Below are 14412 nucleotides of genomic sequence, written 5' to 3' on the forward strand. Positions count from 1 at the left end.
GCCGGTTCAAAAGGTCTGCCCCATGGAGAACTGGAATACCTGGGTGTCGGCGTTGTCGGGTTTGCGCACCGGGTACGCCAGGTTGAAGCTCAAGGGCCCGAGCGGGCTGTACCAGGTCACGCCGACTCCCACCGAGCTGGCCATCTGGGCGAGGTCGACGCCGTCGCAACCCTGGGTGGTGCTCAGGTAGCACTTGTCCGAATAGACGCTGCCGACGTCCCAGAACACCGAGGTGCGCACCGACTTGTTGTCCTTGATGAAGGGCATCGGGAACAGGTATTCCACGCCTCCGGTGATCAGGATGTTGCCGCCCAGGGCGTCGGTGTCGCGGTCGGAGTAATACGCCTGGCCGGCGCTGGCATAGGTACCGGTGGCGGGGGTGTTGCGCGGGCCCAGGGTGCCGCTTTCGAAGCCGCGCACCGAGCCTTCGCCGCCGGCGGTGTAGTTCTCATAGAAGGGCAGGCCGTCGGTCGAGCCGTAGCCGTTGCCATAACCGAGCTTGGTATGGAAACGCAGCGAGGTGGCGCTGCTGAGCGGCAGGAAGGCCTGCCCGCTGTAGTCGAGCTTGTAGAAACTCAGGTCGCTGCCGGGCACCGTCAGCGTCAGGTTGAGGCTCTGCGAGTGCCCGCGGCTGGCCAGCACACCGCGGTTGAGGGTCGATTCCGACCAGCCGAGGTTGGCCTTGAAGTTGGTGAATTCCTTGCCCTCGCGCTCGATGAAGTCGTAGATCTCGTCGGCGCTGTAGGTGCCCGGCTCGATGCTGTCGTGTTGCACGGTCAGGCCGAAGTTCAGACGCGAGGTTTCGTTGATCGGATAGCCCAGCGAGGTGCCGGCGCCATAGCTGTTGATGGAGTAGTAGGAGACGCCGTCATCGTAGTAATCGTTGTAGTCGGTGCTGCTGTAGAACAGGTTGTAGCCCAGGCTCACGCCGTCCGGGGTGAAGTAGGGGTTGGTGAAGCCGAAGTTGTACTTGCTTTGGTATTCCGAGCGGGTCAGGCCCAGGCTGGTGTAGTTGCCGGTCCCCAGGAAGTTGTTCTGGGTGATGGAGCCGCCGAGGATCAGGCCGGAGCTCTGGGCAAAACCGACACTGGCGGTAATCGAGCCGGAAGCCTGCTCTTCAACCGCGTAGTTGACGTCTATCTGGTCGTCGACCCCGGGCACGGCCGGGGTCTCGACATTGACCTCCTTGAAGAATCCCAGGCGCTCCAGGCGAGTCTTGGACTGGTCGATCAGGTAGGTCGATGCCCAGCCGCCTTCCATCTGGCGCATTTCCCGGCGCAGTACCTTGTCGTCGGTCTTGGTATTGCCGCGAAAGTTGATACGGTTGGCGTAGGCGCGCTTGCCTGGGTCGACCACGAAAGTGATATCGACGGTGTGATCCTCGTCGTGGGGCTGTGGTACACCGTTGACGTTGGCGAAGGTGTAACCGTCGTTGCCCAGCCTGCGGGTGATCAGCTCGGACGTGCTGGTCATCAGTTTGCGCGAGAACACCTGGCCCTTTTCCACCAGCAACAGCGACCGGACCTGCTCTTCAGGCACCTTCAGCTGGCCGCTGAGCTTGACCTCGCGAACCGTGTATTTCCGGCCTTCGTTGATGTTGACCGTGATGTACACGTACTTCTTGTCAGGGGTTAGGGAAACCTGGGTCGAGGCGATGTCCATGTTGATGTAGCCGCGGTCCAGGTAATAGGAGCGCAGGCGCTCCAGATCGCCGGAGAGTTTCTCGCGGGCGTACTTGTCGTCGTTCCTGAAGAAGGACAGCCAGTTGCTGGTCTTGAGCTGGAACTGATCGGTCAGCTCCTGCTGGGTGAACACCGTGTTGCCCACCACGTTGATGTGCTGGATGGCGGCCACGCTGCCCTCGTCGATGCCGATCTTCAGTTGTACACGGTTGCGCGGCTGCGCCAGTACTTCGGCGTCGACCGTGGCCGAGTAGCGACCCTGGGCGACATATTGGCGTTGCAGTTCGTTGCGCACGCCTTCCAGGGTGGCGCGTTGGAAGATCTCGCCTTCGGCCAGGCCGGATTGCTTGAGGCCTTTCATCAGGTCGTCGGTGGAAATCGCCTTGTTGCCTTCTATGACGATGCCGGAGAGCGACGGTCGTTCGACCACGGTGATGATCAGCACGTCACCGTCGCGCCCCAGTTGGATGTCCTGGAAGAAGCCGGTCTTGAACAGGGCGCGGGTGGATTCCACCAGACGCTGGTCATCGACTTCGTCGCCGACGTTCAGCGGCAAGGCGCCGAACACGCTGCCGGCGGAGACCCGTTGCAGTCCGTTGATCCGGATATCGGAGATTTTGAAACCTTGGGCGTGGGCCAGAGTGGCATTGAGCAGCAGCGCAACCGAGCAGAGCAGGCGCGAAAAATTCATCGGGATCTTTTCCAGGACACATCGACAAGCAGCGCAGGCGCGTTTGAATGACCCGCCGCAGACGGGACAACCCACAGCGGCCTGGCGGGTGGAGGTCAAGCATAAGAGTGCGGGGTGTTTGGTGCGGTTAACCGAATGTCAAGTTAGGTAAAGGTTGGGCCTGGGGCGATGACGCTGCATGGCGCGCAGGGGATAATGCGCCGGTGCCCTTTCAAGAGTTCGCCATGATTTGCGTATTGCTCGTCGACGATGACCAGGAACTGACTGGCATGCTCATCCAGTACCTGGAGCGTGAAGGTTTTGCGGCGACCGCCGTGCACTCGGGCGAGGAGGGCGAGGCCCAGGCGCTTTCCGGAGGCTACGACATCGTGGTGCTGGACGTGATGCTACCGCGCCTGTCGGGCATCGAGGTGCTTCGGCGCATCCGTGCCAGCAGCCAGATCCCAGTGGTGTTGCTCACCGCCCGTGGTGACAACATCGACAAGATCACCGGCCTGGAACTGGGCGCCGACGACTACGTGCCCAAGCCCAGCTCGCCGGGCGAACTGGTGGCGCGCTTGCGGGCGATCATGCGCCGGGTGCAGCCGGCCGAGCCGCCGACCAAGGAGGTGATCAGGACCGGCACCCTGGCCCTGTGGCCCGGCAAGCGCCAGGCCCAATGGCAGGGCAGCGAGCTGGAGCTGACCAGCACCGAGTTCAGCCTGCTCGAAGAGCTGGCCCGTTGCGCGGGGCAGGTGGTGAGCAAACAGGACCTGTCGCTCAAGGCCCTGGGGCGTCCCTTGACCCGCTACGACCGGCGTATCGATGTGCATATCAGCAGCATTCGCCAGAAGCTTGGCCCGCGCCCCGATACCAAGGCCTGGATTCAGAGCGTGCGTGGCCTGGGCTACCTGTTGATCGCCGGATGATGAAGCCCAGCCGGCTGTTCTGGAAACTGTTCCTGGCTTTCTGGCTGGCCACCAGCCTGACCTTCCTGGTCGGGCTGGGCATCCTGCTGCTGGGCAGCTTCGTTCCCGGAGATCCGCATCTGGAAGCGATCCTGGCCAGCGAGGAGCAGTTGCTGCAACAGTACGGCATCGATTCCGGCAGGCAGCTGTTGACGGTCTGGCAGCACCCGCCGGACCAGGCCATTGGCGTCTATGACAGCAGCGGCCAACTGTTGGCCGGATCGCCAGTCGCGCACCTGGCCTATGAAAAGACGCTGGTCAGCAAGGAAGGGCTCAGGCTTTCGCTCAGGTCTTCCTTGGTGCCTGGCGATCACCGCCGACCGCCGGGGCGTTTGATTCCGCTGTTGATCGGTACGCTGATGAGCGCGCTGTTCAGTGCTTACATGGCCTATTACCTGGCCTGGCCACTGGCCTATCTGCGACGGGCGATGGGCGACGTCGCCCAGGGGCGTTTCGAGACCCGGGTCAAGCCGATGATGGGCTCGCGCCGCGATGAAATCGTCGACCTGGCCGAAGACTGCGACCGCATGGCCAATCAGTTGAAACTGTTGGTGGAGGCCCAGCAACATCTGCTGCATGACATTTCCCACGAACTGCGCTCGCCCTTGACCCGCATGCAGGCGGCCATTGGCCTGTTGCAGCAGGACCCGGTACGCCAGGAAATGCTTGGGCGCATCGAGCGCGAGTCGGAGCGCATGGACACGCTGATCGAAGCGCTGTTGACCCTGGCGCGCCTTCAGGGCCGGCCCGAGAGCATCGAGAGCGAGCCGCTGGATATCATCGAGTTGCTGGCGGTGATAGTCGAAGACGCGCGGTTCGAGGCAGGCATGAAAAGCTGTCAGGTCAGTCTGCAGGCCTGTCCGGATTTTGTCAGCCGGTGCAACGGCGAGCTGCTGTATCGCTGTTTCGAGAACGTTATTCGCAATGCGGTGCGCCATACCGCGGCGGGAACCGGGGTCCAGGTCAGCGCGCGCAGCGATCTGCCCGGCCAGTGCCTGATCGTGCGCATCATCGACCAAGGCCCTGGCGTCGAAAGCACGCGCTTGCAGAGTATTTTTCAGCCGTTCGAGCGTGGCCCGGGCGAGGCGGCCAGCGGTTTCGGCCTGGGCCTGGCGATCGCCGCCAGGGCTGTGGAGCTGCACGGTGGCAGCATCGAGGCCCACAACGAGCCGGGCACCGGGCTGGCCGTGGCGATCCGCCTGCCTCGACGGGCCTGATCTTTACACGAAATTACACTGCCTTGACGGCCCTGTACGTCGCCCCTCAGTAGACTTGCGGCTCAAGCGTACTTCAGCGTTTTTGCTGTTCTGGCGGGGCCATTGAGTGGAGGTGGCGATGTTTCTGGTGCATAAAAAGGGATTCGTTTCCGGCAAGAAAATGGTCGATGGGCTGGTGCCCTACGACTTCTTCTGTGAGGACAATCCGGCCATCAACCTGTTCGTGTTCACCGGTTCCAGCGCCCCCGGCAAGGTGGTGGAGGAGCAGACACTCTGGGGGTTCACCCGTCTGGAGCGTTTCGAGGCGCTGACCCGGACCCTGGTGTTGAACAAGAAGGGCCAGGGCTGGTTTCAAACGGTCAACGTGCTCACGGGCCCCGCGCAGAATGGCACCCAGAGCCTGAAGTTCCAGCGGGTGCTGAAGATCATCAAGCATGCCGACCCCTCGGGACGCGTCGCCAGCAAGGTGGAGTACGAGATCCACACCGACGAAGGCGATACCTATTTCACCCGCCGGCCCGCGGCCACCAACAGCGGAAAGACTGTCATCTATGCAGCGGATTGCTGACTTCTGAAGGGATGCGGGGCTGGCGTGCTCCTGTAGAAGTAGGAGCGAGGCTTGCCCGCGATGGCAATAGATCAGGCGGCGCCGGTCCGCCGGATCGTCACGGCCGTACCGGCCGATCGCAGCCTTCGGCAGCGGCTACAGGTGTGCGGTCGGTCGACACTCGATTGCCCGGACTGTGCCGGGCCACAAGATCACCGCCTAGCCGAACGTCACTCCTGCCGCGAGTTGCGGGTACTGGTTTTCATTTCGTCCAGGCATTGCCGCAGCAGCCGGGCATCCCTCGGCAAGCGCGTGGCCAGCTCGTCCCAGCCATGGAATTTCAGCTGCACGGGCATTTCCACCAGGCCGCTGATGGCGTCCCAGAAGGCGTCCCAGTTGGCGCCGTACCCATTGGGGAAGCCCAGGGCCTCGCGCAGGGTGGCGTGCAGTTCGGCGGTGCTGGTCACCGCGTTCAGGTCAATGTCCAGCCGCTGGAGTCGGGGCATGTTGTGCGCCTTCGAAATTCTCGGCTGCGCAGGATACCCCGGCTTGGCGCGATTGCTCAGCCCGGCAGCGCGCCCAGTTCGAGTTTGTAACCCACTCCGTACAACGACTGGATCGGGTCTTCCCCGGGGCAGGCCTGGGCCAGTTTGCGCCGCAGGTTGCGCACGTGACTGTCGACGGTGCGGTCGGTCACCACCCGGTGGTCGGAGTACAGGCGGTCGAGCAACTGGTCGCGGGAGAACACCCGGCCCGGGGCGGCGGCCAGGGTCTTGAGCAGGCGCAGCTCCACCGGGGTCAGGTCCAGGGCGATACCGTCGAACGAGGCGCGGTAGCGCTCTTCGTCGATCTGCAGGCGGGCCTGTGCGAGTGCCGTCAGTTGCGGGCTGCGGCGCAGGATGGCCTTGACTCGGGCCACCACTTCACGCGGGCTGAAGGGCTTGCAGATGTAGTCGTCGGCGCCCAGGTCGAGGCCCAGCAGGCGGTCCACTTCCTCGACCCGGGCGGTGATCATGATGATCGGCACTTCGCTGAACCGCCGCAGCTCCTGGCACACCTCCAGGCCGTCGCGCCCGGGCAGCATCAGGTCGAGCAGGATCAGTCGCGGCCGGTGGGCGCGTACCGCTGGCACCACGTCCAGGCCGTTGTCCAGGCTCAGGCTGGGGTAGCCGGCGGCATCCAGATAGTCGCGCAGCAAGGCGGCGAGTTTCGGTTCGTCTTCGACGATCAGGATCGGTTGTCCGGTGCTCATGCTTCAGCCTTGCCGGGCAGGCGCAGGGTCAGCCACAGGCCGCCCAGGGGCGAGTGATCGGCGTCGAGGCTGCCGCCGTGGGCCAGGGCGATGCTGCGACAGATCGCCAGGCCCAGGCCGGCGCCGCCGCTGGCGCGGTTGCGCGAGGCCTCGCCACGGTAGAAGCGCTCGAACAGCCGCGGCAGTTGTTCGGCGTCGACCCCGGGGCCGGAGTCGATGAAATCGACCCGCAGGTTATCGCCCTCGACGCAGGCGCGGATGCGCAGCTGGCCGCCGGTATCGGTGTAGCGCAGGGTGTTTTCCAGCAGGTTGGCGAACAGTTGTTGCAGGCGCTTGGGGTCGGCGTCCAGCTGCATCGGCCGCTCCGGCAGTTTCAACTCGACCTCAAGCCGTGCGGCCTGGCAGCGCTCCTGGAACATCGCCACGCTGGCCTGCAGCAGCTCGTTGAGCGAGCACTCGCTCTTGCGGTAGGTGAGGGCGCCGACGTCGGCCAGGGACAGCTCGTACAGGTCGTCCACCAGCTTGCTGAGCATGCCCACTTCGTTTTGCAGCGATTGCATCGAGTGCCGGTCGAGCTTGCGTACGCCGTCCTCGATGGCCTCCAGTTCGCCACGCAACACCGACAGCGGGGTGCGCAGCTCGTGGGAGACATCGGCCATGAGTTCGCGGCGCATTTGTTCGTTGCGCTCCAGGGTGTAGGCCAACAGATTGAAGTCGCGGGCCAGTTGGCCGACTTCATCGTTGGAGGCCACGGCCACCCGGTTGCTGTACTCCCCGGCAGCCAGGCGGTGGGTGGCCGCGGCCACGCGCTTGACCGGGTCGAGCAGGGCGCGCGAAATCCACCAGGCAATCAGCATCGCCAGCAGCAGCGAGGCCACGCCCACCGCCAGGCTGGTGCGCAGCTGGTACTGGAAGAAACGTTCGCCGCCGGCTTCGCTGACACTCTGGAACGGCGATACCGCCAGCCAGCCGACCGTGCTGCCGGCCACCTCGATCGGCCGCAGCAGGGCATCGTCGGCGATCGCCGCATAGCCGATCACCAGCTGCTTGTCGCGGTCCAGCAGGGCAATGCGAAACAGCGCGCCGGTCAGGTCCGAGGTCAGCGGCAGTTTCAGCTTGCGGATCTGCGATTGCTCTTTGGGTCCCGGGCGCATGATGTCGAACCAGCGGTCGGGGTTGTCGCGGATGAATTCCCAGTCACCTGCCTGCGCGTAGGCCTGGGCCAGGCGCGGCAGCACTGGCTCCATGCGTTGCAGCGCCTGTTCGTTGAGGTAGCCGAGGAAGCCACGGCCGAAGCTCCAGCCGGTGGCCAGGCCCATGCTCAGGATGACGAATAGCACGCTGGCCAGGACGGCGCCGAACAGTTTGGTGGAGATACTCAGTTTCATGGGCTCGCGGGGCTGGAGGAATGGCCCGCTCATTTAGGCCCCGGCGCGGCAAAGATTCAAGGTCGCCGGGTAATCTTCAATTTTCCTGCACATTTGCTTCGCAGCATGGCGGACAGGCACAAGCCATCCCGTTTTGCAGAGGCATTTATGTCGACCAAACTTTTCGCCAAATCCCTGGTGACCGCCGCGGTCATCGTTTCCCTGATGCTGCTGTTGGTGTTGAGCGGTTGTTCGCCAGCGGCGCCCGAAGCCGCCGCCGAGGTCCCCAAGGTCTCGGTGATCACCGTGCAGCCGCAAAGCCAGGCCCTGAGCACCGAGCTGGCGGGGCGCACTCAGGCGTTCCTGGTGGCCGAGATCCGCCCCCAGGTCGGCGGCATTGTCCAGAAGCGGCTGTTCGTCGAAGGCGCCGAGGTCAAGGCCGGGGACAGCCTCTACCAGCTGGATGCCGCCAGCTACAAGGCGGCCCTGGCGGAAGCCCAGGCCACCCTGGCCAAGGCCCGCGCCACCCTGAAGTCGGCCCAGGTCACCGCTACCCGCGATGCCCAACTGGCGAAGATCGATGCCATCAGCCAGCAGGACAACGAAGACGCCCAGGCCAGCCTGTTGACTGCCCAGGCCGAGCTGCAGGTGGCCCAGGCCGGCGTCGAGACGGCGCGCATCAACCTGGCCTATACCCGCATCGGCTCGCCCATCGGCGGGCGCATCGAAACCTCCACCGTGACTCCCGGGGCCCTGGTGGTGGCCAACCAGGACACGGCGCTGACCACGGTGCAGCAACTGGACCCGATCTATGTCGATGTCACCCAGTCCACCACCGAGCTGCTGCGCCTCAAGCGCGACCTGGCCAGCGGCGCGCTGCAAGGCAACGCAGCGGATGAAATGCCCGTCAGCCTCAAGTTCGACGACGGCAGCACCTATGCCCATGAGGGCCGCCTGAAGTTCAGCGGGGTCAGCGTCAGCCAGGGTACCGGCACCGTGACCCTGCGTGCCGTGTTCCCTAACCCGGAGCGCCTGCTGCTGCCGGGCATGTACGTGCGGGCGGTGCTGGAGCAGGCCCGCGACGAACAGGCGATCCTGATTCCGCAACGGGCAGTGAGCCGTAGCGCCAGTGGCATGACCTCGGTGCTGGTGGTGGTCGAAGGCAAGGTCGAGCAACGCCAGGTGACCATCGACCGCGCGGTGGGCAACCAGTGGTGGGTGACGGCCGGCCTCAGCGCTGGTGATCAACTGATAGTCGAGGGCGGGCAGAAGGTCCGGGTTGGCGCCGCGGTGGTGGCGCAGAACAACGGCACCGGTACCCGCAGCCGTGTGCCGCAGGCACCGTCCACCGCCCTGGCGCAGGAGGGTTGAGCATGGCGCGTTTCTTTATCGACCGACCGATTTTTGCCTGGGTCATCGCCATCGTCATCATGCTCGCCGGGGCCTTGTCCATCAGCCAGTTGCCCCTGGAACAGTACCCGGACATCGCGCCGCCGACGGTGCGGATCTCCGCCACCTACACCGGTGCCTCGGCCAAGACCGTGGAAGACTCGGTGACCCAGGTCATCGAGCAGCAGCTGACCGGCCTGGACAACCTGACCTACATGTCGGCCACCAGCAGCTCGGCGGGCAGCGCCAGCATCAACCTGACCTTCGCCGCCGGCACCGACCCGGACGTGGCGCAGATGCAGGTGCAGAACAAGCTGCAGCAAGCCGAGTCGCGCCTGCCTCAGTCGGTGCAGAGCGAAGGCCTGACCGTGACCAAGGGCGGTTCGGACTTCCTGATGATCGCCGCCCTGGCCTCGGACGACGAGAGCGTCACCGGCACCCAGATCGGCGACTACATCTCCAGCACCTTGCTTGACCAGATCAGCCGGATCGATGGCGTCGGCGAGGTGCAGACCCTGGGCTCGGGCTACGCCATGCGCATCTGGCTGGACCCGGCCAAGCTGGAGAAATATGCCCTGATGCCGTCCGACGTCAGCGCAGCCCTGGAGGCGCAGAACACCGAAGTCTCCGCCGGGCAGTTGGGCGCCATGCCGGCGGTGCCCGGGCAGCAACTGAACGCGACCATTACCGCGCGCAGCAAGCTGCAGACCGAGGACGAGTTCCGCAATGTGGTGGTCAAGTCGTCCAGCGACGGCGCGGTGGTGCTGCTGAGCGATGTGGGGCGAGTCGAACTGGGCAGCGAAAGCTATGACATGAGTTCGGCGCTCAATGGCCGGCCTGCTTCGGCCATGGGCATCAAACTGGCGACCGGGGCCAACGCCCTGAGCGTCGGCGACGCGGTCAAGGCCAAGCTCAAGGAACTGGAACAGTTCTACCCGGCGCAGATGCAACTGAAGAACGTCATCGCCTACGACACCACGCCCTTTGTCAGTCTGTCCATCGAGGAGGTGGTCAAGTCCCTCGGCGAAGCCATCGTCCTGGTGGTGCTGATCATGTTCCTGTTCCTGCAGAACTTTCGGGCCACGCTGATCCCGGCGATCACCGTGCCGGTGGTGCTGCTGGGTACCTTCGGCGTGTTGGCGCTGCTCGGCTATTCGATCAACACCCTGACCATGTTCGCCATGGTCCTGGCCATCGGCCTGCTGGTGGACGACGCCATCGTGGTGGTGGAGAACGTCGAGCGGGTGATGGTCGAGCAAGGGCTGCCGCCCCTGGAGGCCACGCGCCAGTCGATGGCGGAAATCACCAGCGCGTTGATCGGCATCGCCCTGGTGCTCAGCGCGGTGTTCATTCCCATGGCGTTTTTCGGCGGTTCCACCGGGGTTATCTACCGGCAGTTCTCGGTGACCATCGTCTCGGCCATGCTGCTCTCGGTGCTGGTGGCGATGACTCTGACCCCGGCGCTGTGCGCGACGTTGCTCAAGCCAACCGATGCCCAGGGGCATGGACCGCAGCGGGGTTTCTTCGGCTGGTTCAACCGCCATTTCGAGCGCAGCGCCCAGGCTTATCAGCGGCTGGTCGGCGGCATCCTGCAACGCAGCCGTAGCAGCCTTCTGCTGTACGGGGTGCTCCTGCTGGTCATGGGTGTCGGCTATGTCAATCTGCCGACTTCGTTCCTGCCGGACGAAGACCAGGGCACCCTGATGGCGCAGATCCAGCTGCCGGTGGGCGCCACTGACAGTCGCACCCAGGCGGTGATGAAACAGTTCGAGAGTTACATGCTCGAACAGCCGGAGGTCGAGGCTTTGATCAGCATCAGCGGCCTGGGCATGGGCGGCAACAGCCAGAACACCGGCCGCGCCTTTATCAAGCTCAAGGACTGGAGCCAGCGCCTGGGCGCCGGCCAAGACTCGGCGTCGATTGCCCAACGCGCGACCCTGGCGCTGGCGAGCATCGGCGATGCCAATGTATTCGTCATGCAGCCGCCAGCGGTGCGCGGCCTGGGGCAAAGCTCGGGCTTCGACCTGCAGCTCAAGGACCTCGCCGGCCTGGGCCACGACGCCCTGGTGGCGTCTCGCGAGCAGTTCATTCAGCTGGCGCAGCAGGACCCGCGCCTGCTCGGGGTCCGCAGCAACGGCCTGGACGACACGCCGCAGCTCAAGGTCAGCATCGACGATCGCAAGGCCGGAGCCCTGAGCCTGAGCACCAGCGACATCAACAGCACCCTGTCCACGGCACTGGGCGGCACCTACGTCAACGACTTCCTCAACCAGGGGCGGGTGAAGAAGGTCTATGTGCAGGGCGAGGCCGCGGCGCGGATGCAGGCGCAAGACCTGGACCATTGGTTCGTGCGTAACGCCAACGATGAAATGGTGCCGTTCTCGTCTTTCGCCAGCAGCGCCTGGAGCTACGGTTCGCCGTTGCTCGAACGCTACAACGGCATCTCCTCCCTGGAGGTGGTGGGCGATCCGGCGCCGGGGGTGAGTTCCGGGGTGGCCATGGACGTGGTCGAGTCCATCGTCAAGCAACTGCCCGAGGGTATCGGCTATGAGTGGACCGGGCAGTCCTATCAACTGCGCCTGTCCGGCTCCCAGGCGCCGTTGCTCTACGGGATTTCGATTCTGTTCGTGTTCCTCTGCCTGGCGGCCTTGTACGAAAGTTGGTCAGTGCCGTTCTCGGTGATGCTGGTGGTGCCCCTGGGCGTGGTCGGGGCGGTGCTGGCGACCCGGTTCAGTGGGCTGAGCAACGACGTGTACTTCCAGGTGGGGCTGTTGACCACCGTGGGGCTGTCGGCGAAGAACGCGATCCTGATCGTCGAGTTCGCCAAACACCTGCAAGAGCAGGGCGCCAGCCTGCTGGAGGCGACCCTGACCGCGGTGCGCCAGCGCCTGCGGCCGATCCTCATGACTTCTTTGGCCTTTATGTTTGGCGTGCTGCCCCTGGCCTTGAGCTCCGGCGCCGGTTCGGCCGGACGCCGGGCTATCGGCACCGGGGTGCTGGGCGGCATGTTCAGCGCCACGGTGCTGGGGATCTTCTTCGTGCCGCTGTTCTTCGTGCTGATCCGTCGCCGCTTTACCCGTGCTTCCACCCCCTCCACTCAACCCGCTGCAACAGGTGACGCATGATCAAATTTCGTTGGGCCCTGGTGCCTGCCCTGGCGCTGCTCGGTGGCTGCATCAATCTGGCGCCCGAGTACCAGCGCCCCGAGGCGCCGGTTGCCGAGCAATGGTTGCCGGGCAGCAAGGCATCCACCGGGGAGGCCGCCGCCGATATCCATTGGCAGCAGTTCTTCACCGACAGCCGCCTGACGCGCTTGCAGGCCCTGGCCCTGGCCAACAACCGCGACCTGCGCCTGGCCAGTCTGAATATCGAAAAGGCCCAGGCGCAGTACCGCATCCAGCGCGCGGCGCTGTTCCCGGCGATCGATGCCGGGGTCAGCGGCACCCACAGCCGCACGCCGGGCTCGACATCCGGCACGGGCGTGGCCAGCACCAGCCACGACTACAGCGCGCAACTGGGCCTGAGCAGTTACGAGCTGGATGTATTCGGCCGGTTGCGCAACCTCAAGGACGAGGCGCTGGAAGACTACCTGTCGCTGGCCGAAACCCGGCGCAGCACGCAGATCAGCCTGGTGGCCGAGGTGGCCACGGCCTGGCTGACCCTGGCGGCGGACAACGAGCTGTTGCGCCTGGCCCAGGAGACCCTGCGCAGCCAGCAGGCGACCTACGAGCTGACCCAACGTAGCCATGCGTTGGGCGGTTCCTCCGGACTGGCCCTGGCCCAGGCGCAGACCACCGTGGAGTCGGCCCGCGGCGATGCGGCGGTGTACGCCAGCCAGATCCTCCAGGACCGCAACGCGCTGCGCCTGCTGGTGGGCAGCGAGATCCCCGACGAGCTGCTGCCCGGCGCCAGCCTGCAATCGGCGGCGCTGCTGGTGCGGGTGCCGGACGAGTTGCCGTCCAGCCTGTTGCAACGCCGTCCCGACGTGCTGGCGGCGGAACATACGCTGAAGTCGGCGAACATCGATATCGGCGCGGCGCGGGCGGCGTTCTTTCCCAGCATCAGCCTGACCGCCAACGCCGGCTCGGCGAGTTCGGCGCTGTCCGGGTTGTTCAAGGCCGGCAGCGGCGCCTGGACCTTCGCCCCGAGCATCAGCCTGCCGCTGTTCGACGCCGGCAGTAACCGTGCGACCCTGGACGCGGCCAAGGTCGAGCGCGAGATCCAGGTGCAGACCTACCAGCAGACCGTGCAGAGCGCCTTCAAGGAAGTTGCCGATGCCCTGGCCGAACGCAGCACCCTGGCTGAACGCCTGGACGCCCAGCAGGCCCTGACCGACGCCAGCCGCAAAAGCTTCGAACTGGCCGACGCGCTGTATCGCGGTGGCTCGCAAAGCTACCTCGAAGCCCTGGACGCCCAGCGTTCGCTGTACAGCGCGGAGCAGGACCTGATCAGCCTGCGCCTGACCGAGCAGAGTAACCGGGTGACCCTGTACAAGGTGCTGGGCGGCGGCTGGCAGTGAGCGCACGGCCTATATCAGGTGGGCGGCGAAGCCTTGCTGGCCGGTGGCGATCTCCGGCTGCAAGGTAAGCTCCGGGATCCGGTAGGCGCCGGCGTTCTGTGGGCGGAAGGCGATGGGCGCGGATTGTTGCAGCTGGTCGAGGCGCTGCCCGAGCTGGTCGCAGATCGTGGCGAAACGCGCCGCGTCGATGCGCCCGGTGCGGTAGATCACGAAGGGCGGCAGCACGTCGAAGCCCGGGTAATAGAGGATGCCGTGGTGGATCGGGAACAGCAGGTCGTCCATCGGCCCGTTGATGCCCCGCGGGCCATAGTGGGATTCCCAGCCGCCGGCGCTGACGATCAGCATCGCCCGCTTGCCCGTCAGGGTGCCTTCGCCGTAGCGGTCGCCCCAGCGCGCATCCGAATGCTCGCCCACGCCATAGGCAAAACCATAGGCGTAGACCCGTTCCACCCAGCCCTTGAGAATCGCCGGCATGGAGAACCACCACAGGGGAAATTGCAGCAGCACGGTGTCGGCCCAGAGCAGTTTTTCCTGCTCGCGGGCGATGTCCGCCGACTGCAGGCCTTCTTCGAAGGCGCGCTTGGAGTCCAGGGACGGATCGAAGCGGCTGTTGTCCGCCCGGCCCAGGCTGTCGTCGGCATCCAGCGGCGCCTTCCAGTCCATCGCATACAGGTCCGAAACCTGGACCGCGTGGCCGGCGGCCCCCAGGCGCTTGATCGTGAAGTCCTTGAGCGAGCCGTTCAAGGAGCGGGGTTCGGGGTGGGCATACACCAGAAGTACATTCATCACAGGGTCTCCAAT

At 65.1% G+C, this 14412-nt stretch carries 10 protein-coding genes and 1 pseudogene; 6 read left to right on the plus strand and 5 right to left on the minus strand.

The features are described 5' to 3' along the window. Nucleotides 1-6: 6 nt before the first annotated feature. On the minus strand, nt 7-2373 hold the full coding sequence (gene bamA / locus AC07Y9_RS25360) for an outer membrane protein assembly factor BamA (protein WP_101338246.1): 2367 nt from the start codon (nt 2371-2373) through the stop codon (nt 7-9). 224 nt (nt 2374-2597) lie between these two features. Between bamA and AC07Y9_RS25365 the strand changes: the two genes are divergently transcribed. From AC07Y9_RS25365 to AC07Y9_RS25375, 3 genes are all read left to right on the plus strand, one after another. Next, the gene (locus AC07Y9_RS25365; protein ID WP_102680436.1) at nt 2598-3281 is read left to right on the plus strand and encodes a response regulator transcription factor; all 684 of its coding nucleotides are present in this window, start codon (nt 2598-2600) and stop codon (nt 3279-3281) included. Then, nucleotides 3278-4537, plus strand: a complete 1260-nt coding sequence (locus AC07Y9_RS25370; RefSeq protein WP_101338245.1) for a sensor histidine kinase — start codon at nt 3278-3280, stop codon at nt 4535-4537. Before AC07Y9_RS25365 ends, AC07Y9_RS25370 begins: the two co-directional genes overlap by 4 nt. Before the next feature lie 118 nt (nt 4538-4655). Then, nucleotides 4656-5105 (plus strand): hypothetical protein, encoded by a 450-nt coding sequence (locus tag AC07Y9_RS25375; protein ID WP_101338244.1) that lies wholly within the window; start codon nt 4656-4658, stop codon nt 5103-5105. Nucleotides 5106-5303: 198 nt separating this feature from the next. Here the strand turns inward: AC07Y9_RS25375 and AC07Y9_RS25380 are convergent. The 3 genes and pseudogenes from AC07Y9_RS25380 to baeS all read right to left on the minus strand — a co-directional run bounded on the left by AC07Y9_RS25380 (nt 5304) and on the right by baeS (nt 7757). Then, nucleotides 5304-5590, minus strand: a pseudogene (locus AC07Y9_RS25380) (barstar family protein). A gap of 56 nt (nt 5591-5646) precedes the next feature. Next, complete coding sequence (locus AC07Y9_RS25385) at nt 5647-6336, minus strand: response regulator (protein WP_101338242.1); 690 nt, start codon at nt 6334-6336, stop codon at nt 5647-5649. Continuing rightward, nucleotides 6333-7757, minus strand: a complete 1425-nt coding sequence (gene baeS, locus AC07Y9_RS25390; protein ID WP_102680437.1) for a sensor histidine kinase efflux regulator BaeS — start codon at nt 7755-7757, stop codon at nt 6333-6335. Before baeS ends, AC07Y9_RS25385 begins: the two co-directional genes overlap by 4 nt. A 114-nt stretch (nt 7758-7871) precedes the next feature. Between baeS and AC07Y9_RS25395 the strand changes: the two genes are divergently transcribed. From AC07Y9_RS25395 to AC07Y9_RS25405, 3 genes are read left to right on the plus strand one after another with little or no spacing between them, the layout of a single operon-like run. After that, entirely contained in the window at nt 7872-9074 is a 1203-nt protein-coding gene (locus AC07Y9_RS25395) for an efflux RND transporter periplasmic adaptor subunit (RefSeq protein WP_102680438.1), read from the plus strand. Between the two features lie 2 nt (nt 9075-9076). Continuing rightward, the gene (locus AC07Y9_RS25400) at nt 9077-12217 is read left to right on the plus strand and encodes an efflux RND transporter permease subunit (protein ID WP_101338239.1); all 3141 of its coding nucleotides are present in this window, start codon (nt 9077-9079) and stop codon (nt 12215-12217) included. Continuing rightward, on the plus strand, nt 12214-13611 hold the full coding sequence (locus AC07Y9_RS25405; protein WP_102680439.1) for an efflux transporter outer membrane subunit: 1398 nt from the start codon (nt 12214-12216) through the stop codon (nt 13609-13611). Before AC07Y9_RS25400 ends, AC07Y9_RS25405 begins: the two co-directional genes overlap by 4 nt. Before the next feature lie 9 nt (nt 13612-13620). On the opposite strand, the gene AC07Y9_RS25410 is transcribed toward AC07Y9_RS25405, so the two are convergent. Next, nucleotides 13621-14397 carry an NAD(P)H-dependent oxidoreductase gene (locus AC07Y9_RS25410; RefSeq protein WP_102680440.1) on the minus strand — a complete coding sequence of 259 codons (777 nt, stop codon included), beginning with the start codon at nt 14395-14397 and terminating at the stop codon, nt 13621-13623. Nucleotides 14398-14412: the final 15 nt, after the last annotated feature.

The sequence above is a fragment of the Pseudomonas sp. GW456-L12 genome, assembly GCF_059424045.1.